The organism is Brevibacillus massiliensis (genome assembly GCF_000311785.1).
In the GTDB taxonomy this organism is placed as follows: Bacteria; Bacillota; Bacilli; order Brevibacillales; family Brevibacillaceae; genus Brevibacillus_C; species Brevibacillus_C massiliensis.
This window is the reverse complement of record NZ_HE978551.1, coordinates 1-26,664: the sequence shown is the minus strand read 5'-3', so window position 1 is coordinate 26,664 and position 26,664 is coordinate 1. Positions and strand designations below refer to the sequence as shown.

General features: G+C 50.5%; 45 protein-coding genes. 42 read left to right on the top strand and 3 right to left on the bottom strand.

Annotated features, from left to right (window positions below; translation table 11 throughout):
• Nucleotides 1-35: 35 nt before the first annotated feature.
• Nucleotides 36-938, top strand: coding sequence for a DMT family transporter (locus HGBM_RS23580; protein ID WP_019123541.1), 903 nt, complete (start codon nucleotides 36-38; stop codon nucleotides 936-938).
• 24 nt (nucleotides 939-962) lie between these two features.
• Here HGBM_RS23580 and HGBM_RS23575 read toward each other — a convergent pair whose 3' ends face one another.
• Entirely contained in the window at nucleotides 963-1,361 is a 399-nt protein-coding gene (locus tag HGBM_RS23575) for a globin domain-containing protein (protein WP_019123540.1), read from the bottom strand.
• Between the two features lie 384 nt (nucleotides 1,362-1,745).
• Here HGBM_RS23575 and rpsJ point away from each other — a divergent pair, with 384 nt between their 5' ends.
• The 38 genes from rpsJ to HGBM_RS23390 all read left to right on the top strand — a co-directional run bounded on the left by rpsJ (nucleotide 1,746) and on the right by HGBM_RS23390 (nucleotide 23,160).
• A complete protein-coding gene (rpsJ, locus tag HGBM_RS23570; RefSeq protein ID WP_003333796.1) occupies nucleotides 1,746-2,054 on the top strand; it encodes a 30S ribosomal protein S10 in 309 nt (102 codons plus the stop codon).
• A gap of 208 nt (nucleotides 2,055-2,262) precedes the next feature.
• The gene (gene rplC, locus HGBM_RS23565) at nucleotides 2,263-2,889 is read left to right on the top strand and encodes a 50S ribosomal protein L3 (RefSeq protein ID WP_019123539.1); all 627 of its coding nucleotides are present in this window, start codon (nucleotides 2,263-2,265) and stop codon (nucleotides 2,887-2,889) included.
• A 17-nt stretch (nucleotides 2,890-2,906) separates the two neighbouring features.
• Entirely contained in the window at nucleotides 2,907-3,530 is a 624-nt protein-coding gene (rplD, locus tag HGBM_RS23560) for a 50S ribosomal protein L4 (RefSeq protein ID WP_019123538.1), read from the top strand.
• Complete coding sequence (gene rplW, locus HGBM_RS23555) at nucleotides 3,530-3,820, top strand: 50S ribosomal protein L23 (protein ID WP_019123537.1); 291 nt, start codon at nucleotides 3,530-3,532, stop codon at nucleotides 3,818-3,820. Before rplD ends, rplW begins: the two co-directional genes overlap by 1 nt.
• A gap of 33 nt (nucleotides 3,821-3,853) precedes the next feature.
• The gene (gene rplB / locus HGBM_RS23550; protein ID WP_019123536.1) at nucleotides 3,854-4,684 is read left to right on the top strand and encodes a 50S ribosomal protein L2; all 831 of its coding nucleotides are present in this window, start codon (nucleotides 3,854-3,856) and stop codon (nucleotides 4,682-4,684) included.
• A 49-nt stretch (nucleotides 4,685-4,733) separates the two neighbouring features.
• On the top strand, nucleotides 4,734-5,015 hold the full coding sequence (gene rpsS, locus HGBM_RS23545) for a 30S ribosomal protein S19 (protein ID WP_019123535.1): 282 nt from the start codon (nucleotides 4,734-4,736) through the stop codon (nucleotides 5,013-5,015).
• A 33-nt stretch (nucleotides 5,016-5,048) separates the two neighbouring features.
• Nucleotides 5,049-5,381 carry a 50S ribosomal protein L22 gene (gene rplV, locus HGBM_RS23540; RefSeq protein WP_019123534.1) on the top strand — a complete coding sequence of 111 codons (333 nt, stop codon included), beginning with the start codon at nucleotides 5,049-5,051 and terminating at the stop codon, nucleotides 5,379-5,381.
• Between the two features lie 13 nt (nucleotides 5,382-5,394).
• Complete coding sequence (gene rpsC, locus HGBM_RS23535; protein ID WP_019123533.1) at nucleotides 5,395-6,057, top strand: 30S ribosomal protein S3; 663 nt, start codon at nucleotides 5,395-5,397, stop codon at nucleotides 6,055-6,057.
• Between the two features lie 2 nt (nucleotides 6,058-6,059).
• Nucleotides 6,060-6,494 carry a 50S ribosomal protein L16 gene (rplP, locus tag HGBM_RS23530; RefSeq protein WP_019123532.1) on the top strand — a complete coding sequence of 145 codons (435 nt, stop codon included), beginning with the start codon at nucleotides 6,060-6,062 and terminating at the stop codon, nucleotides 6,492-6,494.
• The gene (gene rpmC / locus HGBM_RS23525; protein ID WP_019123531.1) at nucleotides 6,484-6,681 is read left to right on the top strand and encodes a 50S ribosomal protein L29; all 198 of its coding nucleotides are present in this window, start codon (nucleotides 6,484-6,486) and stop codon (nucleotides 6,679-6,681) included. Before rplP ends, rpmC begins: the two co-directional genes overlap by 11 nt.
• A 21-nt stretch (nucleotides 6,682-6,702) precedes the next feature.
• Complete coding sequence (rpsQ, locus tag HGBM_RS23520; RefSeq protein ID WP_019123530.1) at nucleotides 6,703-6,969, top strand: 30S ribosomal protein S17; 267 nt, start codon at nucleotides 6,703-6,705, stop codon at nucleotides 6,967-6,969.
• Nucleotides 6,970-7,011: 42 nt separating this feature from the next.
• Nucleotides 7,012-7,380 (top strand): 50S ribosomal protein L14, encoded by a 369-nt coding sequence (gene rplN, locus HGBM_RS23515; RefSeq protein WP_019123529.1) that lies wholly within the window; start codon nucleotides 7,012-7,014, stop codon nucleotides 7,378-7,380.
• A 49-nt stretch (nucleotides 7,381-7,429) separates the two neighbouring features.
• A complete protein-coding gene (rplX, locus tag HGBM_RS23510; protein ID WP_019123528.1) occupies nucleotides 7,430-7,744 on the top strand; it encodes a 50S ribosomal protein L24 in 315 nt (104 codons plus the stop codon).
• A 26-nt stretch (nucleotides 7,745-7,770) separates the two neighbouring features.
• Nucleotides 7,771-8,313, top strand: coding sequence for a 50S ribosomal protein L5 (gene rplE / locus HGBM_RS23505; protein WP_019123527.1), 543 nt, complete (start codon nucleotides 7,771-7,773; stop codon nucleotides 8,311-8,313).
• Nucleotides 8,314-8,337: 24 nt separating this feature from the next.
• Nucleotides 8,338-8,523, top strand: a complete 186-nt coding sequence (locus HGBM_RS23500; RefSeq protein ID WP_019123526.1) for a type Z 30S ribosomal protein S14 — start codon at nucleotides 8,338-8,340, stop codon at nucleotides 8,521-8,523.
• 27 nt (nucleotides 8,524-8,550) lie between these two features.
• Nucleotides 8,551-8,949: a 30S ribosomal protein S8 gene (rpsH, locus tag HGBM_RS23495; RefSeq protein ID WP_019123525.1), complete on the top strand. Its 399-nt coding sequence runs from the start codon at nucleotides 8,551-8,553 to the stop codon at nucleotides 8,947-8,949.
• Nucleotides 8,950-8,979: 30 nt separating this feature from the next.
• Nucleotides 8,980-9,516 carry a 50S ribosomal protein L6 gene (rplF, locus tag HGBM_RS23490; protein ID WP_019123524.1) on the top strand — a complete coding sequence of 179 codons (537 nt, stop codon included), beginning with the start codon at nucleotides 8,980-8,982 and terminating at the stop codon, nucleotides 9,514-9,516.
• A gap of 33 nt (nucleotides 9,517-9,549) precedes the next feature.
• Nucleotides 9,550-9,912: a 50S ribosomal protein L18 gene (gene rplR, locus HGBM_RS23485; protein WP_019123523.1), complete on the top strand. Its 363-nt coding sequence runs from the start codon at nucleotides 9,550-9,552 to the stop codon at nucleotides 9,910-9,912.
• A gap of 39 nt (nucleotides 9,913-9,951) precedes the next feature.
• The gene (rpsE, locus tag HGBM_RS23480; protein ID WP_019123522.1) at nucleotides 9,952-10,449 is read left to right on the top strand and encodes a 30S ribosomal protein S5; all 498 of its coding nucleotides are present in this window, start codon (nucleotides 9,952-9,954) and stop codon (nucleotides 10,447-10,449) included.
• A 17-nt stretch (nucleotides 10,450-10,466) separates the two neighbouring features.
• A complete protein-coding gene (gene rpmD / locus HGBM_RS23475; RefSeq protein ID WP_019123521.1) occupies nucleotides 10,467-10,655 on the top strand; it encodes a 50S ribosomal protein L30 in 189 nt (62 codons plus the stop codon).
• Between the two features lie 31 nt (nucleotides 10,656-10,686).
• On the top strand, nucleotides 10,687-11,127 hold the full coding sequence (gene rplO / locus HGBM_RS23470) for a 50S ribosomal protein L15 (protein WP_019123520.1): 441 nt from the start codon (nucleotides 10,687-10,689) through the stop codon (nucleotides 11,125-11,127).
• Complete coding sequence (secY, locus tag HGBM_RS23465) at nucleotides 11,127-12,425, top strand: preprotein translocase subunit SecY (protein ID WP_026074626.1); 1,299 nt, start codon at nucleotides 11,127-11,129, stop codon at nucleotides 12,423-12,425. The genes rplO and secY overlap by 1 nt, the downstream gene beginning before the upstream one ends.
• Nucleotides 12,426-12,459: 34 nt before the next feature.
• The gene (locus tag HGBM_RS23460) at nucleotides 12,460-13,104 is read left to right on the top strand and encodes an adenylate kinase (RefSeq protein WP_019123518.1); all 645 of its coding nucleotides are present in this window, start codon (nucleotides 12,460-12,462) and stop codon (nucleotides 13,102-13,104) included.
• Between the two features lie 5 nt (nucleotides 13,105-13,109).
• Complete coding sequence (gene map / locus HGBM_RS23455) at nucleotides 13,110-13,856, top strand: type I methionyl aminopeptidase (protein WP_019123517.1); 747 nt, start codon at nucleotides 13,110-13,112, stop codon at nucleotides 13,854-13,856.
• 60 nt (nucleotides 13,857-13,916) lie between these two features.
• The gene (infA, locus tag HGBM_RS23450) at nucleotides 13,917-14,135 is read left to right on the top strand and encodes a translation initiation factor IF-1 (protein WP_003333772.1); all 219 of its coding nucleotides are present in this window, start codon (nucleotides 13,917-13,919) and stop codon (nucleotides 14,133-14,135) included.
• Between the two features lie 111 nt (nucleotides 14,136-14,246).
• Entirely contained in the window at nucleotides 14,247-14,360 is a 114-nt protein-coding gene (gene rpmJ, locus HGBM_RS29910; RefSeq protein ID WP_021296640.1) for a 50S ribosomal protein L36, read from the top strand.
• Between the two features lie 23 nt (nucleotides 14,361-14,383).
• Entirely contained in the window at nucleotides 14,384-14,752 is a 369-nt protein-coding gene (rpsM, locus tag HGBM_RS23445; protein ID WP_019123516.1) for a 30S ribosomal protein S13, read from the top strand.
• 16 nt (nucleotides 14,753-14,768) lie between these two features.
• Nucleotides 14,769-15,170, top strand: a complete 402-nt coding sequence (rpsK, locus tag HGBM_RS23440) for a 30S ribosomal protein S11 (RefSeq protein ID WP_019123515.1) — start codon at nucleotides 14,769-14,771, stop codon at nucleotides 15,168-15,170.
• A 157-nt stretch (nucleotides 15,171-15,327) separates the two neighbouring features.
• Nucleotides 15,328-16,272: a DNA-directed RNA polymerase subunit alpha gene (locus tag HGBM_RS23435; protein WP_019123514.1), complete on the top strand. Its 945-nt coding sequence runs from the start codon at nucleotides 15,328-15,330 to the stop codon at nucleotides 16,270-16,272.
• Between the two features lie 31 nt (nucleotides 16,273-16,303).
• Nucleotides 16,304-16,666, top strand: a complete 363-nt coding sequence (rplQ, locus tag HGBM_RS23430; RefSeq protein ID WP_019123513.1) for a 50S ribosomal protein L17 — start codon at nucleotides 16,304-16,306, stop codon at nucleotides 16,664-16,666.
• A 154-nt stretch (nucleotides 16,667-16,820) separates the two neighbouring features.
• On the top strand, nucleotides 16,821-17,681 hold the full coding sequence (locus HGBM_RS23425) for an energy-coupling factor transporter ATPase (RefSeq protein WP_019123512.1): 861 nt from the start codon (nucleotides 16,821-16,823) through the stop codon (nucleotides 17,679-17,681).
• On the top strand, nucleotides 17,657-18,532 hold the full coding sequence (locus HGBM_RS23420; protein ID WP_019123511.1) for an energy-coupling factor transporter ATPase: 876 nt from the start codon (nucleotides 17,657-17,659) through the stop codon (nucleotides 18,530-18,532). The genes HGBM_RS23425 and HGBM_RS23420 overlap by 25 nt, the downstream gene beginning before the upstream one ends.
• On the top strand, nucleotides 18,529-19,332 hold the full coding sequence (locus HGBM_RS23415) for an energy-coupling factor transporter transmembrane component T family protein (protein ID WP_019123510.1): 804 nt from the start codon (nucleotides 18,529-18,531) through the stop codon (nucleotides 19,330-19,332). The genes HGBM_RS23420 and HGBM_RS23415 overlap by 4 nt, the downstream gene beginning before the upstream one ends.
• On the top strand, nucleotides 19,329-20,063 hold the full coding sequence (truA, locus tag HGBM_RS23410; protein WP_019123509.1) for a tRNA pseudouridine(38-40) synthase TruA: 735 nt from the start codon (nucleotides 19,329-19,331) through the stop codon (nucleotides 20,061-20,063). The genes HGBM_RS23415 and truA overlap by 4 nt, the downstream gene beginning before the upstream one ends.
• Before the next feature lie 202 nt (nucleotides 20,064-20,265).
• Entirely contained in the window at nucleotides 20,266-20,703 is a 438-nt protein-coding gene (rplM, locus tag HGBM_RS23405) for a 50S ribosomal protein L13 (protein WP_019123508.1), read from the top strand.
• A gap of 23 nt (nucleotides 20,704-20,726) precedes the next feature.
• Complete coding sequence (gene rpsI / locus HGBM_RS23400; RefSeq protein WP_019123507.1) at nucleotides 20,727-21,119, top strand: 30S ribosomal protein S9; 393 nt, start codon at nucleotides 20,727-20,729, stop codon at nucleotides 21,117-21,119.
• A 141-nt stretch (nucleotides 21,120-21,260) separates the two neighbouring features.
• Nucleotides 21,261-21,977, top strand: coding sequence for an N-acetylmuramoyl-L-alanine amidase CwlD (gene cwlD, locus HGBM_RS23395; RefSeq protein WP_026074623.1), 717 nt, complete (start codon nucleotides 21,261-21,263; stop codon nucleotides 21,975-21,977).
• 94 nt (nucleotides 21,978-22,071) lie between these two features.
• Complete coding sequence (locus tag HGBM_RS23390; RefSeq protein ID WP_019123505.1) at nucleotides 22,072-23,160, top strand: P-loop NTPase; 1,089 nt, start codon at nucleotides 22,072-22,074, stop codon at nucleotides 23,158-23,160.
• Nucleotides 23,161-23,215: 55 nt separating this feature from the next.
• On the opposite strand, the gene gerD is transcribed toward HGBM_RS23390, so the two are convergent.
• Entirely contained in the window at nucleotides 23,216-23,869 is a 654-nt protein-coding gene (gene gerD / locus HGBM_RS23385; protein ID WP_019123504.1) for a spore germination lipoprotein GerD, read from the bottom strand.
• Between the two features lie 118 nt (nucleotides 23,870-23,987).
• Between gerD and HGBM_RS23380 the strand changes: the two genes are divergently transcribed.
• Nucleotides 23,988-24,569, top strand: a complete 582-nt coding sequence (locus HGBM_RS23380) for a KinB-signaling pathway activation protein (protein ID WP_019123503.1) — start codon at nucleotides 23,988-23,990, stop codon at nucleotides 24,567-24,569.
• A gap of 25 nt (nucleotides 24,570-24,594) precedes the next feature.
• On the opposite strand, the gene pdaB is transcribed toward HGBM_RS23380, so the two are convergent.
• Nucleotides 24,595-25,368, bottom strand: a complete 774-nt coding sequence (gene pdaB / locus HGBM_RS23375; RefSeq protein WP_019123502.1) for a polysaccharide deacetylase family sporulation protein PdaB — start codon at nucleotides 25,366-25,368, stop codon at nucleotides 24,595-24,597.
• A 159-nt stretch (nucleotides 25,369-25,527) separates the two neighbouring features.
• Between pdaB and HGBM_RS23370 the strand changes: the two genes are divergently transcribed.
• On the top strand, nucleotides 25,528-26,175 hold the full coding sequence (locus tag HGBM_RS23370; RefSeq protein ID WP_019123501.1) for a stage II sporulation protein M: 648 nt from the start codon (nucleotides 25,528-25,530) through the stop codon (nucleotides 26,173-26,175).
• A gap of 111 nt (nucleotides 26,176-26,286) precedes the next feature.
• A complete protein-coding gene (locus HGBM_RS23365) occupies nucleotides 26,287-26,520 on the top strand; it encodes a hypothetical protein (protein ID WP_019123500.1) in 234 nt (77 codons plus the stop codon).
• Nucleotides 26,521-26,664 lie beyond the last annotated feature (144 nt).

The window sequence follows — 26,664 nt, the reverse complement described above, 5'->3', positions numbered from 1 at the left end:
GGAGGGAAATTTGACTGAAAGAACGGACAATTTATTTGCTGCTGTCGGCTGTCGTCACCATGTGGGGGCTTAACGTCGTGATGGTGAAGTATCTAACTTTTTTTCCGCCCCTTCTCATCTCGGCGATTCGAATGTCTGTCGCAGCATTAGCGCTGCTGCCAGTTGTATTGTGGAATATCAAAAGAATCAGACTTTCGCGCACCGACTGGCTGCTGGTCGGGTTGGTCGGCTTGACATCCGTCACGATGCACCAGGTATTATTGTCAATAGGTGTACAGCAAACGACGGCTGGAACTACATCGCTTATTTTGGGCTTGAATCCATTGGCTACAGCGCTGCTAGCGGTACCCTTGCTGGGAGAACCGCTGACCAAGCGCAAGGGAATCGGCATAACCCTCGGTTTTAGCGGAGTCCTGCTCGTGGTGGCGACACAGAGCCGGATTCACTTTAGCGGTTGGGGCGACTTGCTGATTTTCGGATCGATGCTGATGTATGTGATCGGCGGGCTTTTTGTTCGCAAGGCGACTTCCAAAGGGATTCCGCCGTTACTCATCACGGCATACTCACAAGTGATTGCTTCTATTATGTTGTGGCTGCTCGCCGTAACCGTCTACCCGTTCGAAGTATTTTCCGTAGTCGACACGCGTCCTTTCACCTGGCTGGTGATTTTTACTTCAGGCGTACTTGCGACAGCACTCGGTTCGCTTGGCTGGAACTTTGGGATCGGCCGCCTGGGGGCAGGCAGAACTGCCATCTTTCTAAATGGAATGCCGCTGGCCAGCTTGATCTTTGCTGCCTTGTTGCTGGGTGAGTCACTACAGCCGATTCATGCCCTTGCACTGCTGCTGATCGTACTGGGCGTATACCTCGGTTCACAGGCACGGGAAAAGAATATCATGCTGACAGCATCAGAGAAAGTAAATAGTGTAAAAATGTAGGAAGCAAGAAAGCGCAGGACTCACCTACGCTTTTTCTTCGTTTTGCGGGGTATTAATCATATGGTAGGCAGTGAGGGTAAGGCGTTCAAAAATACTTTTGCGGACCTCCCCTTCCAAGCCTATGCTGTCCATGGCTTTGCTCATACAGGATAACCACGCTTCTGCCCGCTTCGGTGTAACTGGAAAGGGCATGTGTCGGGCTCGCAGCTTGGGGTGGCCGCGATGTTGACTGTAAAGTGCCGGGCCGCCGAGAAACTGCGTGAGGAACCAATACTGGTTCTGTCTCGTTTCCGTCAAATCTTCCGGGAAAATAGGCGCCAGATCGGGATGTTTGGCGACGAGATCATAAAAAACATCGACAAGGCGGGCAATTGTTTTGTCTCCGCCGATGAGATGGTACTGGCTTTCAATATGATCGGACATCATAAAAGGCTCCTTTTAATGGTATAGTTTTTCTGTTATGAAAACAACTTGATGTTGTTCACAACACGATATGTGACCGCCATGCGGCACAAGGAATGTTTATCCCCTTTTATTTTATCATAAGGCAACGGGTTGCCAGCTGCTTCCGCTTGAAAATCAATGTGCTCCACAGCTAAAATAGGCGACGTTGCTTAATTTTCTAGGCAACGTGAGAAAAATTCTTGCGTTGCCTATTCAATTTTAGTACAATAGTGAATGTTGGTCATGGACTTGCGATGATGTGGGAGGTTGCTGACACACCCGGCCCCTTTGCCATGGCTGGGGTGCAGGATATTTCCACTGAGAAATGTCCGTTATAAAATGGGCGAAAAAGGAGGGACTCAAATGGCAAAACAAAAGATTCGTATCCGTCTTAAAGCGTACGATCACAAAATCCTCGATCAATCCGCTGAAAAAATCGTGGAAACTGCGAAGCGTTCCGGAGCCAATGTTTCTGGTCCGATTCCACTTCCTACGGAGAAAGCGGTGTACACGATCCTTCGTGCGGTGCACAAGTATAAGGATTCTCGTGAACAGTTCGAGATGCGTACACATAAGCGTCTGATCGACATCTTAAATCCGACACCGCAAACTGTCGATGCGTTGATGCGTCTTGACCTGCCGTCGGGTGTAGACATCGAAATCAAACTGTAAGCGAAAATCGCGACACACACGCAGGCGTTGTCTTAGGACAACAAGCGTTAATCGTCATACAAGCAAACAGCGACCCTGCACATCGGTAGGGACTTGATTCAACAAACAAAGAAGGCTTTGTTCGCGAAAGCGATGCGCCAGAGCCGCTGTTCGCAACATCTGAGTCGAGAAAAAGTGAAACAGGAATTATGCACAGGAGGTGGCACACATGACCAAAGGAATCTTAGGGAAAAAACTTGGGATGACCCAAGTGTTCGGTCCGAACGGTACAGCAATCGCTGTTACGGTTATCGAAGCCGGTCCTTGCGTTGTTCTTCAAAAGAAGGATAAAGCAAACGACGGTTACGAGGCGATTCAAATCGGTTTCGAGGACAAGAAAGAACATCGCGCGAACAAACCGGAAAAAGGTCATTCCGCGAAAGCCAATACGGCACCTAAGCGCTTCATCCGCGAAGTGCGCGGAGTAAACCTCGATGAGTACGAGGTGGGTCAGGAAATCAAAGCAGATATTTTCGCCGCAGGAGAAGTTGTTGACGTATCCGGCGTGACGAAAGGAAAAGGATATGCCGGTGCGATCAAGCGCCACAACCAAGCTCGCGGTCCGATGGCTCACGGTTCCCGTTACCATCGCGGACCAGGTTCGCTCGGTGCGATTGCTCCGAACCGCGTATTTAAAGGTCAAACCCTGCCAGGTCAAATGGGCGGCGACAATGTGACGATCCAGAACCTGGAAGTTATTAAAGTTGATGCTGATCGCAACCTCATTTTGGTAAAAGGTTCTATACCTGGACCCAAAAACAGCTACGTAGTCGTTCGTTCGGCTGTCAAGAAGTAAGGAAAGGAGGAACTGACATGCCAAAAGTAGCTCTCTATAACCAAGCAGGCGCACAGGTGGGCGAAATCGAACTGGCGGACAGCGTGTTCGGAGTTGAGCCTAACAATGCGGTCCTGTATGATGCGATTATTATGCAACAGGCTTCCCGTCGTCAGGGAACTCATGATGTAAAAAATCGTTCGGAAGTCAGCGGCGGCGGTCGCAAGCCGTGGCGTCAAAAAGGAACCGGGCGTGCCCGTCAAGGCTCCATTCGCGCTCCGCAGTGGAAAGGCGGCGGTGTCGTATTCGGACCTACGCCTCGTAAATACGGCTATAAGCTGAACCGCAAAGTTCGCCGTTTGGCTTTGAAATCTGCGCTTTCCTCAAAAGTGCAAAACAATGAACTGCTGGTGCTGGATGCACTGAACATCGCTGCACCGAAGACGAAAGAAATGGTTGGAGTACTGACCAACCTGAAAGCAGACCGCAAAGTGCTGGTCGTTACCTCCGATTACGACCAAAACGTGGCGCTCTCTACCCGCAACATCCCGGGTGCCAAGTTCATCGATGCTGCCGGCATCAACGTGCTTGACCTCGTGGCTCACGACAAGGTAATCGTAACAAAAGATGCGGTTGCCAAAGTTGAGGAGGTGCTCGCCTAATGAAGAGCCAATTTGATCTCATCAAGCGCCCTATCATTACGGAGCGCACCACTGAAATGATGGCTGACAAGAAGTACGTTTTCGAAGTGCCGTTGAAAGCCAACAAAACCGAAATCAAGCAAGCTGTGGAAAAAGTATTCGGCGTAAAAGTGGAGGCAGTCAACACGATGCGTGTTCCTGCGAAACCGAAGCGCTATGGTAAATACTCTGGTTACACTTCTGAGTGGAAAAAGGCGATTGTCAAGTTGACTGCCGACAGCAAAGAGCTGGAATTCTACGAAGGCGTGTAAGCCCGACGACTTTTCCTAAGGAGGGTATAAAAAATGGGTATCAAGAAGTTTAAACCAACTTCTCCTGGTCGTCGCCAAATGACGGTATCTACCTTCGAAGAGATCACCACCTCCACTCCGGAGAAATCTCTGCTTGCGCCTCTTAACAAGAAAGCAGGTCGCAACAACCAAGGTAGAATTACCGTTCGTCATCACGGTGGCGGTCATAAGCGCAAGTACCGCATTATTGACTTCAAACGCAACAAGGACGGCATTATCGGCCGCGTTGCTACGATTGAATACGATCCAAACCGCTCTGCCAACATCGCTCTGATCAACTACGCAGACGGGGAGAAACGCTACATCCTGGCACCGCTTGGCCTGAAAGTCGGCGATCAGATCGTATCCGGCCCGGATGCCGACATCAAAATCGGCAATGCGCTTCCGCTGGAAAACATGCCAGTCGGTACGACGATCCACAACATTGAATTGAAGCCGGGCAAAGGCGGACAGTTGGTTCGCGCCGCAGGTGCAGAAGCGCAGCTGTTGGGCCGCGACGGCGACTTTGTTATCGTGCGCCTGGGTTCCGGAGAAATCCGCCGCATTCACAAAGAGTGCCGCGCGACGGTAGGTCAAGTCGGCAACCTGGATCACGAGCTGATCAACATCGGTAAAGCAGGCCGTTCCCGTTGGCTGGGGATCCGTCCGACTGTTCGCGGTAGCGTTATGAACCCGAACGATCATCCGCACGGCGGTGGTGAAGGTCGCGCTCCGATCGGCCGCAAATCTCCTGTTACGCCTTGGGGTAAGCCGGCGCTTGGCCTCAAGACTCGCAAGAAGAAGAACAAATCCGATCAATACATTATCCGCCGCCGCAAGAAGTAAGGCGGGGTGAAAGAATAAGCAATCGCCTTAGGCGAAGGGAGGTTCACATATGGGACGCAGCTTGAAAAAAGGCCCTTTCGTGGATGACCACTTGATGAAAAAAGTTGTCGAGCTAAACGAGAAGAACGAAAAGCGCGTGGTGAAAACCTGGTCGCGCCGCTCTACCATTTTCCCTGAGTTCGTTGGACACACGTTTGCGGTTTACGATGGGCGCAAGCATGTACCAGTTTATGTAACGGAAGACATGGTCGGTCACAAATTGGGTGAATTTGCGCCAACTCGTACCTTCAAAGGTCACGTAGACAGCGACAAAAAATCCAAGAAGCGCTAATTTTTTTCTCTTCACAGAGAGGAGGTACTACAGATGGAAGCTAAAGCAGTTGCTCGCTATATTCGCGTTGCTCCTCGTAAAGTTCGCCTGGTGGTTGACTTGATTCGAGGCAAACAAGTGGGCGAAGCGCTGGCGATTCTCAAGCACACGCCGAAAGCTGCTTCCCCGATCGTTGAGAAACTCATCAAATCGGCGATCGCCAATGCCGAACACAACAATGAGATGGATCCAAACAATCTCGTAGTGGGCAAGATCTTCGTGGATCAAGGCCCGACGTTAAAACGGTTCCGTCCTCGCGCAATGGGACGCGCCAGCCGCATCAATAAACGGACCAGCCACATCACAGTGGTATTAAACGAGAAATAAGGAGGGAACACGTGTGGGTCAAAAGGTAAGCCCAGTTGGTCTTCGCATCGGTATTATTCGCGACTGGGAATCGAAATGGTTTGCCGATAAAGATTTCGCTTCCTTGTTGCATGAAGATCTTCGTATCCGCAAGTATGTAAAAGACCGTTTAAAAGACGCCGCTGTCTCCACGATTGAAATCGAACGTGCAGCAAACCGCGTCAATGTAACGATTCACACCGCGAAGCCTGGTATGGTAATCGGTAAAGGCGGAGCTGAAGTGGAAGTACTTCGCAAAGCTTTGACTGACATGACCGGCAAACGCGTTCACATCAACATCAACGAAGTGAAAAAGCCTGATCTGGACGCTACGTTGGTAGCTGAAAATATCGCTCGTCAATTGGAAAACCGCATCTCGTTCCGCCGTGCTCAAAAGCAGACGATCAGCCGCTGCATGCGTGCAGGAGCGAAAGGGATCAAAACGTTGGTTAGCGGACGTCTTGGCGGCGCTGATATCGCCCGCTCCGAGGGGTACAGTGAGGGAACTGTTCCGCTTCACACCCTGCGTGCAGACATCGATTACGGTACTGCAGAAGCTCACACCACATACGGCCGTATCGGCGTAAAAGTATGGATCTACCGTGGTGAAGTGCTTCCGACGAAAAAGAACGCTGCCACTGAGGAAGGAGGCAAGTAATTATGTTGTTGCCAAAGCGCGTAAAACACCGCAAACAACACCGCGGCCGCATGACAGGTAACGCCAAAGGCGGAACTACGGTAGCGTTTGGCGAATACGGCCTGCAAGCTCTCGAACCGTCCTGGATTACGAACCGCCAGATCGAGGCAGCTCGTATTGCCATGACTCGTTACATCCGCCGTGGCGGTAAAGTTTGGATTAAGATTTTCCCTGACAAACCGGTTACTCAAAAACCGTTGGAAGTGCGGATGGGTTCCGGTAAAGGTTCCCCGGAACACTGGGTTGCCGTTGTGAAACCTGGCAAGATCATGTTCGAACTTGCCGGTGTATCGGAAGAAGTAGCTCGCGAAGCAATGCGCCTTGCTATGCACAAACTGCCGGTGAAGTGCAAGTTTGTGAAGCGCGAAGAAGTGGGTGGTGACGCACATGAAGGCTAATGAATTTCGCAATCTGACCACTGCCGAGATCGAACAAAACGTCTCCTCTTTGAAAGAAGAGTTATTTAACCTTCGTTTCCAACTGGCTACCGGCCAACTGGAAAACACGGCACGGATCAAACAAGTGCGCAAGGATATCGCTCGTGCGAAAACCGTCCTGCGCCAGAGAGAACTGGGTATCGGCTAATAAAAGGAAGGAGGTTTGACGATGACGGCAGAACGCAATTTGCGTAGAACTATGCAGGGTCGTGTCGTATCTGACAAGATGGATAAAACCATCGTGGTGTTGGTAGAAACCTACAAAAAGCACCCGCTGTACGGAAAACGCGTGAAGTACTCGAAAAAGTTCAAGGCACACGATGAAAACAACACTGCCAAAGTTGGCGATATCGTCGAGATCATGGAAACTCGTCCGCTTTCCAAGGACAAGAGATTCCGTCTGGTGAAGATCGTCCAAGAGGCTATTATCGTATAAGGAAGAATTCGGGTTCATTAAATCCGAAGGGAGGTTCTATTTATGATCCAAACTCAAACGAGACTGGCTGTAGCTGACAACTCTGGTGCGAAAGAGTTGATGTGCATTAAAGTGCTGGGTGGTTCCGGTCGGAAAACAGCCAACATCGGCGATGTAATCGTATGCTCTGTAAAATCCGCTACACCCGGAGGCGTTGTCAAGAAAGGTCAAGTAGTAAAAGCGGTTATCGTACGCAGCAAGAGTGGTGTCCGCCGCAATGACGGTTCCTATATCCGCTTTGACCAGAACGCAGCCGTAATCATTCGGGATGATAAATCTCCGCGTGGTACGCGTATCTTTGGACCGGTCGCTCGCGAACTCCGCGAAAAAGACTACATGAAGATTGTCTCCCTCGCTCCAGAGGTTCTCTAATCGGCAGAATTCAGATAAGCAGTTTGTTCGATAGGAGGTGCACCAAGCGATGCACGTTAAAAAAGGCGATACAGTTATCGTGATTACGGGCAAGGACAAAGGGAAGAAAGGCCGCGTACTGGCAGCTTACCCGAAGAAAGACCGTGTGCTGGTAGAAGGTGTGAACCTTGTCAAGAAGCACACTCGTCCGTCCCAAGCAAATCCGCAAGGCGGTATTGTGACACAAGAAGCGGCCATTCACGTTTCCAATGTGTCTTTGATTGATCCAAAATCCGGTCAGCCAACTCGTGTTGGATACAAGGTATTGGATAACGGTAAAAAAGTACGGGTAGCCAAAAAATCTGGCGAAGTAATCGATAAGTAGTCAGGTCGGAAGGGAGGTTGTCTTAGATGGCAGCAAGATTGAAAGAAAAGTACTTGAAAGAAATCGTGCCTGCACTGATGTCGAAGTTTAACTACACATCTGTGATGCAAGTACCGAAAGTAGAGAAAGTCATTATCAACATGGGTGTTGGTGAAGCGGTCGGAAACGCAAAAGCACTGGATAGTGCCGTTGAGGATTTGCAGCTGATCTCCGGTCAAAAGCCGGTTGTCACTCGCGCGAAAAAGTCCATCGCTGGTTTCAAACTGCGTGAAGGCATGCCGATCGGGGCAAAAGTGACGCTGCGCGGTGAGCGTATGTACCACTTCCTCGACAAGCTGCTCAACGTTTCTCTGCCGCGTGTACGCGACTTCCGCGGGATCTCCCCTAAAGCGTTTGACGGTCGTGGAAACTACACACTTGGTCTGAAAGAACAGTTGATCTTCCCAGAGATCGAATACGATAAGATCGACAAAGTACGCGGTATGGACATCGTCATTGTCACTTCTGCAAAAACGGACGAAGAAGCCCGTGAATTGTTAGTGCAAATGGGTATGCCATTCCGTAAATAAACCCTATCGTAAGGAGGGAAAAATGTGGCAAAAAAATCGATGATCGTGAAACAACAGCGTAAGCCGAAGTTCGCTGTTCGCGCTTATACGCGTTGTGAACGCTGCGGCCGTCCACACTCTGTGCTGCGCAAATTCAAACTGTGCCGTATTTGCTTCCGTGAACTGGCTTACAAAGGTCAGATCCCAGGCGTGAAAAAGGCCAGCTGGTAATATAGACGGGAAGGAGGTTTTTCTCTCATGGTAATGACTGATCCAATTGCCGATATGCTGACTCGCATTCGGAATGCTAATATGGTTCGCCACGAGAAGGTGGAGATTCCAGCATCCAACTTGAAAAAGGAAATCGCCCGTATCCTCAAGGAAGAGGGTTTTATCCGCGATGCGGAATTCATTGAAGACAACAAGCAAGGGATCATTCGCGTATTCCTGAAATACGGTCCCAACAACGAGCGTGTTATTACTGGCTTGAAGCGCATCAGCAAGCCTGGCCTTCGCGTTTACGCTCAATCCACTGAAGTGCCTCGCGTGCTCGGAGGCTTGGGTATCGCGATTCTCTCCACTTCGTCCGGCGTGATGACAGATAAACAAGCTCGTCAATCTCGCGTAGGCGGAGAAGTATTGGCTTACATTTGGTAATCATTGATTTACGCACAGGAGGTGCAAGACATGTCACGTGTCGGTAAAAAACCGATAGCGATCCCTGCAGGCGTTACCGTTACCCTGAACGGTACGGACTTGACGGTAAAAGGCCCTAAGGGTACTCTGGTTCGTAGCTTCCATCCGGACATCACCATCAACGTAAGCGACAGCGAAATTGTGGTTGAGCGTCCTAGTGATAACAAACATCATCGTTCCTTGCACGGTACGACTCGCGCACTAATTGCAAACATGGTAACCGGTGTGTCTGAAGGTTTTACTCGTACGCTGGAACTGGTGGGCGTTGGGTACCGTGCAGCGAAAGCAGGCAAAGGTGTAACCCTCTCTCTCGGCTTCTCCCACCCGGTAGAAGTAATTCCGGAAGAAGGCATCGAGATCGAAGTTCCCAACCAAACTACGCTGGTAATAAAGGGAATTAACAAGGAACGTGTTGGTCAGATAGCCGCTGAAATTCGCGCGATCCGCAAGCCTGAACCGTATAAAGGCAAAGGGATCAAGTACAGCGATGAAGTGGTTCGTCGTAAGGAAGGGAAAAAAGGTAAATAAGCTCCGTAGTTTCACGAGAAGGGAGGCCGCTTAATGTTTACTAAAGCCGATAAAAACAAAGCTCGGAAGAAACGTCATCTGCGCATTCGTAAACGCGTCTTGGGTTCTGCTGCACGTCCGCGTTTGAATGTATTTCGTTCTTCCAAGCACATTTACGCTCAATTGATTGATGATGTTGCAGGTGTTACTCTGGCATCTGCGTCTTCGCTCGATAAAGAACTCGGTCTGAAATCCGGCAGTAACACAGAGGCTGCTGCTGCTGTAGGCTCTTTGATCGCAAAACGGGCCAAAGAAAAAGGTTTTAACGAAGTGGTATTCGACCGCGGCGGTTACTTGTACCACGGTCGCGTGCAAGCTCTTGCAGAAGCAGCGCGTGAAGCTGGTCTGCAATTCTAAGGCAACAACAAGATGTTCTGTAAACAAGGAGGGTAAGGAATGCGTATCGACCCTAGCAAATTAGAGCTAGAAGAGAAAGTCGTCGCCGTTAACCGCGTTGCGAAAGTGGTTAAAGGTGGCCGCCGTTTCAGCTTCAGCGCGTTGGTCGTTGTTGGCGATAAAAACGGTCATGTAGGCGCTGGTATGGGGAAAGCCCAGGAAGTTCCGGACGCCATCCGCAAAGCAATTGAAGACGCAAAGAAAAACTTGATTCGCGTCCCGATAAAAGGTACGACCATCCCGCATGAGGTATTGGGGCGGTTTGGATCCGGCAACGTGCTGATCAAGCCGGCTGCAGAAGGTACGGGAGTTATCGCAGGCGGTCCGGTTCGCGCGGTGCTCGAGCTGGCCGGCGTAGGTGACGTTTTAAGTAAATCTCTGGGCTCCAACAACCCGATCAATATGGTAAACGCAACACTGGAAGGCTTGAGCCGCTTGAAAACAGCGGAAGACGTTGCGAAATTGCGCGGAAAAACTGTTGAAGAGCTCTTAGGTTAAGAAGGAGGGATTGGGATATGGCTAATCAATTGCAAATCACCCTCAAGCGTAGCCTGATTGGTCGTACGAAAGACCAGCAGGAGACGGTGAAAGCCCTGGGCCTTCGCAAGATTCACCAAACCGTCGTGAAGCAGGACAACCCAGCTATGCGCGGGATGATTTTTAAAGTAAAGCACTTGGTTGAAGTTAAGGAACTCGAAGCATAAGAAAGACTCTTTTGTTAGGAGGTGCCAAAGCATGAAACTGCATGAACTGCAACCGGCAGAAGGTTCCCGTCACGAGCGCAAGCGCATTGGACGCGGGATCGGAAGCGGCAATGGAAAAACCGCCGGTAAAGGTCATAAAGGTCAAAACGCTCGTTCCGGAGGCGGTGTCCGTCCTGGTTTCGAGGGTGGACAAAACCCGTTGTTCCGTCGTTTGCCGAAACGCGGCTTTACCAATATCAATCGCAAAGAATTTGCGATCGTGAGCTTGGATGCCCTGAACCGCTTTGAAGAGGGAACTGTCGTTACTCCTGAGCTCTTGAAAGAGACCGGCGTAATCAGTGCTCTTCGTGACGGTGTAAAAGTATTGGCTAATGGGGAATTGAATGTGAAGCTGACAGTAAAAGCTCACAAGTTCTCCAGCACGGCTGCTGAAAAGATTGCTCAAGTCGGTGGAACAGCCGAGGTGATCTAATGTTAGGGAGCCTCTCCAACATTTTTAGAATAGGCGACCTGCGTCGGAAGGTGATTTTCACTCTTTTGATGCTTGTCGTCTTCCGAATAGGAAGCCATGTTCCCGTTCCCAACATCAACATTCAATTGTTGGAACAAGGAGCATCCAACAACCTGTTTGGTTTGATCAATACGTTTTCCGGCGGGGCATTAAAGAAGTTCTCCGTTTTCGCAATGGGGATCATGCCCTATATTACGGCCTCTATCATCATGCAGCTTCTCTCGATGGAAGTTGTACCGAAGTTCACCCAATGGGCGAAAGAAGGAGAGGCTGGCCGCCGGAAAATTGCCCAATTTACCAGGTACGGAACCATCATTCTGGGCTTGATACAGGCATTTGGATTGACCATCGGGTTTAACCGCTTGTATCCGGGATTGCTGAAGGATACGTCGGTAGGCAGCTACATCCTGGTTGCGCTGACGCTGACAGCAGGGACAGCTTTCTTGATGTGGCTGGGCGAGCAGATCACGGAAAAGGGAATTGGCAACGGTATTTCGATTATCATCTTAGCGGGGATCGTTGCGGCCATTCCGGAGGGGATCGAGACCATTTTGGCTTCCCAGTTCTCCAGTGAAACCAGCGGCACGCTGTTTTTCTCCATTATGAAACTGGTCGTTGTCTTCCTGGTGATTGTCGCGATCATTGTCGGCGTTATCTTCATGCAGCAAGGGATTCGCAAAATTCCCGTCCAGTATGCAAAACGGGTAGTTGGCCGCAAGATGTACGGCGGTCAATCGACTCACATTCCGTTGAAAGTGAATTCCGCAGGTGTCATTCCCGTCATCTTTGCAATATCGCTGGTGATGTTCCCGTCGACGATCGCCAGTTTTTGGGTGACCAATACGGGAGGAATTGCCGATTGGATCTACAACAACTTTCAAGTGAGCCACCCGTTGGGGATGACGTTGTACGCCCTGCTCATCCTTGGATTTACGTACTTCTATACCTTCGTACAGATTAACCCTGTACAAATGGCAGAGAACATGCGTAAAAACGGGGGCTACATTCCGGGGATTCGACCTGGCAAGAACACAGAGGTTTACATTACACGTACGCTGAACCGCCTGACTTTGGCCGGCGCGCTATTCCTTATGATCATTTCCGTTTTACCGTTCTTCTTCAGTGCGTTGGCTAATCTGCCGCAGCAGATTTACATTGGGGGTACCTCGCTCCTGATCGTTGTCGGTGTAACATTGGATACCATGAAGCAGATTGAAAGCCAACTCATCAAACGCCACTACAAAGGCTTCATCAAGTAGGGCAGAGTCGAACGGATGGATGGAGGAGTAGAACGTGAACGTAATTTTAATGGGCCTTCCGGGTGCCGGGAAAGGCACACAGGCAGAGCGTATCGTCAAAGAGTTTGGCATTCCGCACATTTCCACCGGTGATATGTTTCGCGCAGCCGTAAAGGACGAGACACCACTTGGACTAGAGGCTAAATCCTACATGGATAAAGGTCTGCTTGTTCCTGACGAAGTGGTCATCGGGATTGTACGTGAACGTCTTGGCAAAGACGATTGCGATAAAGGTTTTTTACTGGATGGGTTCCCCCGGACAGTGCCGCAAGCTGAGGCACTGACGGCCACTCTTAAGGAGTTGGGGAAAAAGATTGACCATGTGATTAACATCCAGGTCGGTCGCGATTTGCTCATTCAGCGATTGACCGGTCGTTGGATTTGTCCAGTATGTGGCACGAGTTACCACACTTTGTTCAACCCGCCAAAAGAACCTGGCGTTTGTGATAAAGACGGCGGAAAACTGTTCCAAAGGGACGACGACAAGCTTGAAGTGGTAACACAGCGGCTTGATGTAAATATTGCGCAAACGCAGCCATTGATTGATTATTACGCAGCTCAAGGCCTGCTGCGAAACATCGATGGGGAACGGGATATTCCGGTTGTGTTTGCGGAAGTTTCCTCTTTATTGCGAGGGTAAGCCAAATGATCATTCTTAAATCCAGAATGGAACTTGAGATAATGCGCGAAGCGGGACGCATCGTAGCTTTAACTCATCAGGAGCTTGCTCGTGCGATAAAGCCGGGTGTGACGACAAAACAGCTTGATGAATTGGCCGAGACCTTTATTCGAAGCAAAGGGGCAGTACCTTCCTTTAAAGGCTACGGCGGCTTTCCGGGCAGTATCTGTGCTTCAGTCAATGAAGAACTCGTTCATGGAATCCCGGGAAAGCGGGTGCTAAACGAGGGGGACATCATCAGCCTCGACATCGGCGCCGAGTTCCAGGGATATCACGGTGATTCCGCTTGGACGTACGCAGTCGGCAAAGTTTCGGAAGAAGCGGAGCGATTGATGAGGGTGACAGAGGAGTCGTTGTACAAGGGTTTGGAACAAGCCAGACCGGATGCACGTCTCTCTGACATTTCCCATGCGATACAGGTTCACGCGGAAGCGGCAGGTTTTTCAATTGTCCGTGAGTATGTGGGACATGGGGTCGGGCGCGATTTGCACGAAGACCCGCAGATCCCCAATTACGGTCCTCCAGGCCGGGGACCTCGATTGAAGCCGGGCATGGTCTTGGCGATCGAGCCAATGGTGAATGCCGGCGAGCGGTATGTCCGTACGTTGGAGGACAAATGGACGGTCGTAACAGTGGATGGAAAGAAGTGCGCTCACTACGAACACACCATCGCGATTACGGAAGAAGGCTATGAGATTTTGACAAAGCTGTAACCAGCTGGTGACGGCACAGCTCATTGTCTGACTGAGGAACAGATGAAAGGAGAGAAGCGAGTGGCCAAGGACGATGTAATCGAAGTAGAAGGTACGGTGATAGAACCTTTGCCTAACGCAATGTTTCGGGTAGAATTGGAGAACGGGCACAAGGTATTGGCACACGTTTCGGGTAAGATTCGCATGCACTTTATTCGGATCTTGCCAGGTGATAAAGTAACGGTAGAGTTGTCTCCGTACGACTTGACTCGCGGACGAATCACCTATCGCTACAAATGACAGACAGGCAGCACGCTGACGGCGTTTTGTGACCGCAACCGGTCTGATACGTTTCGTTTGAAAGACGGCAGACGTTTTTCATTAAACCCCTAGAAAAGGGAGGCAAGAACCATGAAAGTGAGACCGTCGGTAAAACCGATCTGCGAAAAATGCAAAGTCATTCGTCGCAAGGGTAACGTAATGGTTATTTGTGAAAATCCTAAGCATAAGCAAAGACAAGGATAATTCTAAGGAGGTGCTTCTCGAGTATGGCACGTATTGCAGGCGTTGACTTGCCTCGCGAAAAACGCACGGAAATCGCGTTGACCTACATTTACGGCATCGGCCGCCCTACGGCTAACCGCATTCTTGCGGCAACTGGTGTTAACCCTGATACTCGTGTTCGCGATCTGACTGAAGATGAAGTCAGCAAGCTTCGCGAATACATCGACAAGAACATCAAGGTTGAAGGGGATCTGCGCCGCGAAGTTTCTTTGAACATCAAGCGTCTGATGGAGATCGGCTGCTTCCGCGGCATTCGCCACCGCCGTGGCCTGCCTGTTCGCGGACAACGCACGAAAACCAATGCTCGTACGCGCAAAGGTCCTCGCCGTACCGTAGCGAACAAGAAAAAGTAAAGGAGGGTAATCTGACATGGCTAAAAGAAAACAAGCGACTGCTACTCGTACCCGCCGCCGTGACCGCAAAAACGTTGAAGTCGGCGTAGCGCACATTCGCTCTACTTTCAACAACACCATCGTGACGATCACTGATCCTCACGGCAATGCAATTTCTTGGTCCAGTGCGGGTGCCCTCGGGTTTAAAGGTTCCCGCAAAAGCACGCCATTTGCTGCTCAAATGGCTGCCGAAACTGCGGCTAAAACTGCAATGGAACATGGCATGCGTTCTCTTGAAGTCCTGGTAAAAGGTCCAGGTGCAGGTCGCGAAGCAGCGATCCGCTCTCTGCAAGCTGCTGGTTTGGAAGTTAACATGATCAAAGATGTTACCCCAATCCCGCACAACGGCTGCCGTCCACCAAAACGTCGCCGCGTGTAATCGGGTTTACAAAGTTCAGAACATGTCCATACTAGAATGGTAGATTCTGCTTTATCGGCTTGACATGCACGCAACGGTAAACCGCCGAAGGAAATTCCACTGGTGGGCTGTAACAAGCCCATCGGGAATTTCGACGTTTTGAAGGAGGGTTTGTTTAATGATAGAAATAGAAAAACCGAGAATCGAGGTTGTGGAGGCAGACGACAACAATCTGTACGGCAAGTTTGTCGTTGAGCCCCTTGAGCGTGGATACGGTACAACCCTTGGCAACTCACTCAGACGGATACTCCTCTCCTCATTGCCGGGCGCTGCCGTTACTTCAGTACAAATTGACGGCGTTTTGCATGAATTCTCGACGGTCGAGGGTGTCGTGGAAGACGTTACGGAAATAATCCTCAACATCAAAGGGCTTGCATTGAAGATACACTCTGATGAAGAGAAGGTACTTGAAATTGACGCAGAAGGCGAAGGTACTGTAAAGGCGGGAGATATCCGCGCTGACAGCGATGTGGAAATCTTGAATCCGGATTTGCACATTGCTACTCTGGCAAGTGGCGGTCGTCTGCACATTCGCATGACAGCTGGACGCGGTCGCGGATATGTTCAAGCAGATGGTAACAAATCGGAGGATCAACCAATCGGCGTCATTCCGATTGATTCGATCTACACTCCGATTAAACGCGTTAACTATCAGGTCGAAAACACCCGTGTCGGGCAAATGACGAACTACGATAAATTAACGCTGGAAGTCTGGACGAATGGCAGCATCCGTCCGGAAGAAGCTGTCAGCCTTGGAGCAAAGATCATGAATGAGCATCTCAACCTGTTCGTCGGGTTGACTGACGAGGCAAAAGATGCGGAAATCATGGTGGAGAAGGAAGAGGACAAGAAGGAGAAAGTTCTCGAGATGACGATCGAGGAACTGGATCTGTCTGTTCGTTCCTACAACTGTCTCAAGCGGGCAGGGATCAATACCGTCCAAGAGTTGACCCAAAAATCGGAAGAAGACATGATGAAAGTGCGTAACTTAGGACGCAAATCCCTAGAAGAGGTACAGGAAAAGTTGCAAGAACTTGGCCTTTCCTTGCGCAATGACGACTAGGGGTTTCAGTCAGTAAGAGGGAGGTAAGGAAATGGCATACCGGAAGTTGGGGCGTAGAAGTGCGGCTCGTAAGGCGCTGTTCCGCGACTTGGTAACAGACCTGATCATCAACGAGCGCATCGAAACAACCGAGATGAAAGCAAAAGAGGTACGCTCGATTGCAGAAAAAATGATTACTCTCGCAAAGCGCGGCGACCTTCATGCTCGTCGCCAAGTAGCGGCTTACGTTCGTAAAGAAGCAGCAAACGCAGAGGGCCGCGATGCGGTTCAAAAGCTGTTTGATGAAATCGCGCCGCGTTTCTCGGAACGCAATGGCGGATATACCCGTATTCTTAAAGTGGGTCCTCGCCGCGGCGATGCTGCGCCAATGGCGTATTTGGAACTGGTGGACTAAGAGTCCAAGGTTATCTTTATAAGAAGCTTTTTTAGAAAGGGTGAGGGCAGGGTCTGGTTGAAAGCTGGATTCTGATTCATGCCCTTTTTTTCTTTACAGGACTTGACTACTTCTCCGGGAAGGCTTCGATTGAAGCTTTTCTCAAAGGGATGTGATGAGCATCGTGATGCCTGAAACTGCGGTGGTATCAAAACATCTGGCATTTGGTTATCAAACGGACCAGGAGCCTCGTTCGCTGGTCATCAAGGATCTTGATCTGGAGATTGAAACAGGACTGTTTGTATCTATTATGGGACACAACGGATCGGGAAAATCAACGCTGGCCAAGCTGCTGAACGGTTTGCTGACGCCAAGTCAGGGAGTACTGGTCGTCTGTGGATTCGACGCTTCCAACAATGAGACGGTTTGGGAGATTCGCCACCATGTCGGAATGGTCTTTCAGAACCCCGATAACCAAATCGTCGGTCCAACGGTGGAGGATGATGTGGCTTTTGGCCTGGAGAACAGAGGTGTGCCCCCTGAGGAAATGAGAGTGCGAATCGACGAGGCACTTCAATCGGTGCATATGCAATCCTTTTCGCAAGCGCAGCCGCATCGCCTCTCAGGCGGACAAAAGCAGCGAGTCGCGATCGCCGGCATCATGGCGATTCGGCCATCCGTCATCATCCTGGATGAGGCCACGGCGATGCTTGATCCCATGGCGAGGAAAGAGGTCATGGCGCTGGCCCATCGTCTGCATCGTGAAGAAGGAATTACCGTAATTAACATTACCCACTTTCCCGAGGAGACACTGCATTCAGACCGCATCATTGTCATGCATGACGGCAAGGTGGTGCTTGACGGTACGCCGGCAGCCGTTTTTGCCGAGGCGGAGCGCCTGCAGGCCATCGGACTTGATGTACCGCTCGCTGTTCGCCTTCGCCAGGCGCTTGTGTCCAACGGGGTAGCGATGCCGCTTGTCTTGGAGCGGGAGGAGTTGGTTCGCGAACTATGCAAATTACTCTCGAAAACGTAAGCCACATATACGGAAAAGGAACTCCGTTTGAAAAAACGGCTTTGACAAATGTCTCGTTGACCATACCGGCGGGGGCGTATGTCGGGATCATTGGTCAGACCGGTTCAGGCAAATCGACGCTGATCCAGCACTTGAACGGCCTGTTAAAGCCCACATCAGGCCGATTGCGCATGGGAGAGTGGGAGATTACTCCTGAGACCAAACGGACAAGCGAATGGCGCAAGCGAGTCGGGCTGGTTTTTCAATACCCCGAACACCAGCTGTTCGAAGAAACGGTAGCCAAGGATGTGGCGTATGGGCCGCTTAACTTTGACCTGCCGGAAGAACTGGCCATGCAGCGGGCGAAAGAGGCGTTGGAAATAGTCGGGCTGGATTACGAGGCCATCAAAGACCGCTCCCCGTTTCAATTGAGCGGCGGCCAGATGCGGAGAGTGGCAATCGCCGGCGTGCTGGCGATGCAGCCGCGTGTCCTCGTGTTGGACGAGCCGACCGCCGGGCTCGATCCCGCAGGCAGGAAATCCATTTTGGAGGGCATCTACCAGATTCATCGGGAACAGAAGCTCACGACCATCCTCGTCACGCACAGTATGGAAGAAGTGGCCCGTTACGCCGATCTGATCGTCGTGATGGCAAATGGTCAAGTCGTCATGCAGGGCAGGCCGGAGGAAGTGTTTGCCCAGGAGGAAAAGCTGCGGCAGCTGTCATTGGACGTCCCGGAGACGATCTCCCTCATCAAGGAGCTAAATGAGCAGCTTCCCGGCGAGCGTCAGATTCCATTCGGTTTGTTTCGCGAAGAAGAGCTGGTGCAGCATTTACTGACCATGCTTGCCTCCAAGGGGGCCGGGCTATGAACGTGTTGCAGAATTTTGCGATTGGTCAGTACGTGCCGGGAAGGTCGTTTGTTCATCTTCTGGATCCGCGCAGCAAGCTCTTGTTCGTCCTGGCTTTTGCCATTCTGGTGTTTTTGGCCAACAATTGGCAGACGTATACGGTATTAGTCGTCTTTACGCTGTCGGCTGTTGCCGTTGCCCGCATTTCACCGGGATACCTGGTACGCAGTTTAAAGCCGGTCTGGTTTTTGATCCTGCTGACGATTATCCTGCATCTCCTTTCGACCAAGGGAGGGGCAGTCTACTTTAGCTGGGGCTGGTTGACGATCGAAGAACAGGGCGTGAAGCAGGCTGTCTTCATCTCGCTGCGGCTTACCCTGCTCGTGTTGATCAGTTCTCTGCTCACGTTGACGACTTCGCCGTTGGATTTGACTGACGGCATGGAACGGCTGCTGTCGCCGCTGAAAAAAATCAAGGTACCCGTACATGAAATCTCACTGATGCTCTCGATTGCCCTTCGTTTTATTCCCACCTTGTTAGAAGAGACGGATAAAATCATCAAGGCGCAGATGGCTCGCGGGGCTGATTTGGACAGCGGAAATCTGCTGAAGCGGGCGAAAAACCTGGTGCCGATTACGGTTCCTCTGTTCATCAGTGCGTTTCGGCGGGCGGAGGAGCTGGCTTGGGCGATGGAAGCCCGCGGCTACCGGGGCGGCAGCGGCAGGACGAGACTTCGGCAGCTTCGCTTTAGCTGGCGTGATGCAGTGGCAGCACTTATGATCTTGTTGATTTTAGGGTTATTAGGATGGTGGCGGGCATGAAGCGTCTGAAGTGCACGGTCGCTTATGACGGAACAGACTACAGCGGATTTCAGGTGCAGCCGGACCAGGTGACAGTGCAGGGAGAAATCGAGGCCGCACTCAACCGCATAACCGGAGAGTCTATTCAGATCACCGGTTCCGGCAGGACAGATGCAGGTGTCCATGCCCGCGGTCAAGTGATCCACTTCGATACATCATCCCAGATTCCGCTCGACAAGTGGCGATTTGTCCTCGACAACCAGCTGCCTGACGCGATCGTCGTCCGTTCCGTCGAGGAAGCGGCGCCGGATTTTCACGCACGTTTTGACGTCAAGCAAAAAGAATACCGCTACTGTATCGATAATGCCCCGGTTCCCGATGTTTTTTGCCACCGCTATGCGGATCACATTCGCTTTCCGCTCGACGTCGAACAGATGCGCCTGGCTGCCGGACATTTGATCGGGGAGCACGACTTTACCTCTTTTTGCTCGGCGAAGACGTTTGTCGAGGACAAGGTAAGGCGTCTGTTTGATCTCCGGGTCGAGCGGGAAGGAGAGCGAATCTGGGTGATTTGCCGCGGCAACGGCTTCCTGTACAACATGGTGCGGATTATTGTCGGTACATTGGTCGAAGTAGGGCAGGGAAAGCGGCATCCGGACGAGCTTCCCGGGATCCTCGCGGCCCGCGACCGGGAAGCGGCCGGGAAGACCGCGCCGGCCAAAGGGCTGACCATGTGGGAAGTTTTGTATTGACGCGAATTGACCCGGTAAAATACTTGACTCTGGGGTATGCTCTGTAGTACGATATTCATTGGTATTTTCATACCCCGCTAGCCCCACTCTAGCCCCGGGATTGAAAAACGATAGTACGTAGATGATACACTGGGATGGGTTGCCCACCGTTGCAGCATCATCTCTTTAAAAGGGAACGGCAACATTTTTAGGAGGGACAAACATGCGTACCACATATATGGCGAAACCGCTCGAAGTTGAGCGCAAATGGTACATTGTAGACGCGGAAGGGCAAACGCTTGGCCGCATTGCCAGCGAAGTTGCTTCTATTCTGCGCGGAAAATTCAAGCCTGAATTTACTCCACACGTTGATACAGGCGACTTTGTAGTCGTAATCAACGCTGACAAGATCAAATTGAGTGGTAAAAAATTAACTGACAAAAACTACTATACTCACTCCCTCTATCCGGGTGGTCTGAAATCGACAACAGCAGGTGAAATGTTGAAGAAGCGCCCAGATCGTATGTTTGAACTCGCTGTTAAAGGCATGCTGCCAAAAAATCGTTTGGGTCGCCAAATGTTTAGCAAGCTGAAAGTATATGCAGGTTCCGAACACCCGCACGCAGCGCAAAAACCTGAAGTATGGCAAATTCGCGGCTAATTAAGTAAGGGAGGAAAAGTCTCGTGGCACAAGTACAATACTACGGTACAGGTCGTCGTAAGCACTCCGTAGCACGCGTTCGCTTGGTTCCAGGCGAAGGTCGCATTGTGATCAACAAGCGTGACATGGATAACTATTTTGGTTTGGATACACTGAAATTGATCGTAAAGCAACCGCTCGTTTTGACGGAAACATTGGGTCGTTACGATGTTCTCGTTAACGTAGCGGGCGGTGGAACCACTGGCCAAGCCGGCGCAATCCGTCACGGTGTTGCCCGCGCCCTGCTGAAAGCAGATCCGGAACTGCGCGGCGTTCTGAAACGCGCTGGGTTCCTGACCCGCGATCCGCGCATGAAAGAGCGTAAAAAATACGGCCTCAAAGCCGCTCGTCGCGCACCGCAATTCTCCAAACGTTAATCAATACCTGCTTGCAAGCACCTCTTGCTCATTGTCGGCAAGAGGTGGTTTTTTTGTATACGGTAAATTCGCGTCGGTATAATTTGTCCCAACCGCCCATAAGTATTGTGAGAGAAGCATGGGACAAAGGGGCGGTATACGGTGACGAGAAAAGTAATGGGTTGGATATTGGCTTTTTTTCTCCTTATCGTCATTTTTACTTACAGAATGCCCGCTCACTCTTCCTGGTCGACATGGACGCTTCCGCTGGCGGGAACGGTGATTGCAATCGACCCGGGGCATGGCGGATTTGACGGCGGTGCGGTCAGCCGGGACGGAGCGGCCATCGAAAAAAACATAACGCTCCCGATCAGCTTATACTTGAGGGATTTCCTGCAGCAGTCCGGAGCATTTGTCGTGATGACACGCGAGGAAGACAAAGATCTGGCTACGCCGGAAGCGCACCGCTTGGGGAAACGCAAATCAGAGGATATCAGGGAGCGGGTCAAACTGGTCAATAAGAATGCACCTGATTTTCTCGTGAGCATTCACTTAAACGCATTTCCTTCGCCCAAGTGGTCGGGAGCGCAAACCTTTTACTTTCCGGGCTTTAAGGAGAGCGGGGAAATGGCGTATCTCATCCAGGACGAGATCAAACGGGTACTGGGCAACACCGACCGGGCTCCGAAGAAAACGAGTGACGTCTTTCTTATTCGTGAGGTGGAATGCCCGGCCGTCTTAGTGGAGGTTGGCTTCCTGTCGAATGGCAACGAGGCCAAGATGCTGCAATCGTCGGAGTATCAAAAGGCGATGGCAAACGCGATTTATCAAGGCATCCTGCGCCACTATGCAGGTGAGAAGGTGCCGGGCACTTCCTGACGATCGTGTCGGTGCCCGGTGCTTTCTTTCTGTGTTATAATGAACCCGAATTCAAATCACCATTTGTTCGATAACCTAAAAATGAGGTGGACATATGATTACGAAAGAGCAGGTTCTCGAGGCGCTTCGTGATGTGAAGGATCCGGAGATTAACAAGAGCTTGGTCGAACTGAACATGATCCGCAATATCCAAATTGAGGATGGCCAGGTAAGCCTTGATGTCATTTTGACGATCAGCGGCTGCCCGTTAAAGGTCAAAATCGAAGAAGATGTCCGCGATGCGATCAAGGCTTTGGGGGCAAGTGAGGTTCACGTCCGCTTTGGTGCCATGACCGATGAAGAGCGGGCGGCTCTCACGGCTCAGCTTCGGGGAGGCGGACAAAGCAAGACAGGACAGGCCGGGCCGCTTAATCCGATACTCTCGGATCCGCGGACCACGTTTATCGCGATTACTTCGGGGAAAGGCGGCGTCGGAAAATCGACCGTCACCGTCAATCTGGCAGTCTCACTGGCACGGCTCGGGAAAAAGGTAGGAATTATTGACGCGGATATCTACGGCTTTAGCGTGCCCGATATGATGAATATCGAGCGCAGGCCGACCGTCATCGGCGAGATGATCCTGCCCGTCGAACAGATGGGAGTCAAAGTGATGTCCATGGGCTTTTTTGTCGAGGATAATTCTCCTGTTATCTGGCGCGGGCCGATGCTCGGGAAAATGCTTCGCAATTTCTTTAGCGAGGTCCATTGGGGAGAACTTGACTACTTGCTGCTCGACCTGCCGCCGGGAACGGGGGACATGGCTTTGGACGTCCATACAATGATTCCTCAGAGCAAAGAGATCATCGTCACGACGCCACATGCGACCGCCGCGTTTGTAGCTGCCCGTGCAGGCGCGATGGCGATTCGTACCGGGCATGAGATCCTGGGAGTGGTGGAAAACATGTCGTGGTACGAAGCAAAGGACGGGACGAAGGAATACGTCTTTGGACGCGGCGGCGGAGGAAAGCTGGCGGAACAGCTTGCGACGGAGTTGATTGCGCAAATTCCCCTGGGTCAACCGGAAAACCACCCGGCGGAGCCTGATTACACCCCGTCTATTTACAAGGCGGAAACGCCCATCGGCAAATTGTATATGGAGATGGCGGAACGCGTGGATGACAAATGTAAACACAGCCAGGCGTAAACCGAGTACGAATCAAAAAGGCACCTTTTGCAGGTGCTTTTTTGATCAGCTCCATTTATTTGCTGCTGCCACCGCCGCCTCTGCCGCCTTTGCCTTTTTTGCCTTTGCCTTTCGGCTTGGCGCCTTTTGCCTCTGCTGTTTTCGGTTGGGTCATCTCTTCGGCAGCCTTTGTCATGAGCTTCATCATCTCGGCTTGGAAAAGCGGTGATTGCAGGGATTCCTTCATCACCTGCATCGTTTGCTTGCGATAGGCAGAGCTCTTCATCAAATCCATCATGTTCTTTTCAAATTCGGGGTCTTTCATGACGCTGACCATCATTTTTTGGTACTCCGGATCCTTCATCAGATCTTTCATCAGCTTTTTGTTTTCATCCTTCATCGACTTGGCCAGCTGGCTGGTAAACCTGGGGCTTTCAAACATTTGCTTCATCTGCGGGCTCTTTGGATTGCCCAGTGTTTGAATCATAGTGGTACGTAATGTAGAGGAATCAAGGACCATGTTTGCCTTGAACTTCTCGTCTTTCATCATACTAGCAACGGCCTTTTTTGCATCGTCCGTCTGTAATATGTCGAGTACCATGGCTTTCGTTGATTTATAATCGGGGTGTGACGCCGAACTGCTTTGCGGGGAACTGCTTCCGCAACCGGTAACGAACAGTGCCACAGTCAGCAACAGCGGCAGCCATAAGGAGTTACGGACGTTGACCAAGTTGGGACCCTCCTTTGAAGTTCTGTCTTTAAAATGTGCATTTTCCTGTGCAAATACGCTAGTATTTTCTTGCCTAGGTTGGTACAATCAAAAACGATGCGAATAGGAGGGACTGGCGTTGAATTTACGTAAATATGGTTGGCTCTTCTGGACCACGCTGGTGGTTGGAGGAATTGGCGGCTTGCTCGGCGGATTTCTTGTTGCCCGAGAAGAGCTGTTAGCGGGTACTGTTGGCAATTTTTTCATCGGAATGCTGGTAAATCTGCTGGTCGGATTGACAATTAGCGTCCTTGCCCAAATGGGTTTTTTTGCATATATGACCTTAAACTACCTCATGCTTAGTTTTTTGAGAAGCAATACCCTCTGGAAGGGAATTCAAATATTCTTGATCCTGTTTGCCGCTTTTGACATGGTTTATTTGCGCTATACGTTTTACGGCGGAGAGATTGGGCAGTACATCGTTGAACCGCTTTTGCTGCTTTTCGTATCGGTCGTAGCGGGAATAGCAAAGGTCAAATTGACAAATGGAACCGCCTTTGTCCCGACGGTCTTCTTTTTATTCGTCGTCACCGCGGTTGAGTGGGTGCCCGCCCTGCAGCAAAACAACATCCGATCCATTTTGTTTATGGTGATCCCTTTATTATTCTGCAACGTCTGGCAGGTCATGCAGCTGCATCGCCTGGTGAAACAAGAAAGCTGATCCAACCGGACCAGCTTTTTTTCGTTCAGTTGATTTCCTGGGTTTTTACCTGGGAACCGGCAATCAGTTCGGATACGGTTACGAATTCGTATCCCTCAGCCCGGAGCTTGTCAATGATTACTGGCAAAGCAATATGGGTTTGTTTACAGCTATCACTGGCGTGCATCAGGATGATGTCGCCAGGGTGAACTTTGGAGAGAACATTTTTTACGATTTGGTCTGCACCGGGGTTGAGCCAGTCTTTTGAGTCGGTATCCCACTGGATCACCGTATACCCCATTTCGCCGGCAATCTGCAGCACCCGCTTGTCGAAGTCGCCGTTGGGCAGACGAATGAGATTGGGCTTCTGTTTGGTCAGTTCCGTCAAAATGTTATGGGCTTTCCCGATTTGGTTTCGTATTTCCTCGTCGGTATACTTGCTGTAAAAATCGTGCTTATGGCCGTGGGAGCCGATTTCATATCCTTCCTCGACGATTCGCTTGACGATTTCCGGATGTCGCTGACTCCAAGGCGAGGAAAGAAAAATCGTCACTTTATTATTTAGTTTCTTTTCCTTCAGGATATCGAGAATGGGACCAGGACGAGCCTCTCCCCAACTGATGTCAAACGTCAAGGCGATTTTCTTGTCCTTGGTGTCCACTTTGTATATGGCTTGTGGTCCTTTATCTTTGCTGTTCTGGGCAAAAACGGTGAGGGTATCCCGTTCTGAGTAAATCATCCCGGTACCGAGCAAAATCGCGGTAAAAATAATCAAGGCCTGCTTTAACCGCTTGGCAGTTACAAGGAAAATACATTTCAAGCTATCCCCTCCTTGCCGGTATTGACTGGAAGTTATTTTAACTGTTTGTCCCCTACATTTTATGTAATGTGGTCCAAGATATTCGTTTTCACAGGGGTATAGTGAAAAGTGCTTTCATACGATAAACTAAACCAAGAACAGCGGGGAGGTGTGAAGAGGATGTTTTCGCGGATAAGAGCTTTATGGTTTGACAATAAATGGTATTTTTTGGCGGCGAGCTTACTTCTGATCGGCGGGTTTTTGATTGGTTTTATGAAGCTTCCGGCGGTTCAACAACTGGCTGAAAATATGATGGCTCAGTTAGAGCAAATCGCAAAATCGATGCAACATGACAAAAGCAGTTCTGCCGCTTTTTGGTTGATTTTTACTAACAACGTATTAAGTTCGATCAAAATGATGTTGCTGGGGTTATTTTTCGCTGTGGTTCCGATTTTCGGCTTATTTGCCAACGGCGTATTAATCGGTTATGTCCTTGAGCAGCTGTATCAAGGCGGTGCTAGTCCCCTGCACGTATTTCTGGTAGGACTGCTTCCGCATGGCTTGTTTGAATTGCCTGCGGTCGTCTTTGCAGCAGCCCTCGGTATCCGCTACGGGGTGTTGGTGATCCGATCGCTGGGTGCCATATGGCGGACAGAGAAGGCAGCACAGGTGAAACAGGATTGGCGTGCCAACATCAGACAATTTCCCATCGCGGTCTGTATGGTTGTCTTGCTCTTGTTGGTAGCTGCCCTTGTGGAGAGTCTGATTACACCAAGGTTAATTGAGCAATTCAACTGGCACGTGTCAACAAGTCAAATGCATATGTAGCTTAAAGGAATCCCCTCCCTTCCAAGACGGTGGGGATTCCTTTTTCGAATACACAGGTAGGGCGATGGACAAGATAGGGGTAGACTCGTTTTTTAAGCGGAGGCTGATCTTGTGCTCGGATTTTTGTTTACTACAAAGGAATGTCACGAACTAGAATACCTGCTAAAACGAGAGCTGGAAGAGATGTTGTTGGACTTTGGCGACAAGCGTATTGACTACTTGGTCAAGCGGGCCATGGAGGAACGGTATTCCATTCTGTTTAAAATGTACGCGCGCCTGGCTTCGCCCAACGAGATTTCAAAGTACGTCCGCAAAAAGAGAACGGAGCAGGAAAGAATAACCTAAAAAAGCGAAAACAAAACTATTGACTTTCTGCTTTCAAAATGATAGATTAATTCATGTGCGATAGAGAACCAAATAACACAGCTTGACGACACCATAGGATTTTGGTATAATATAAAAGCTGATTTTTGGACAAGATGCTCTTTG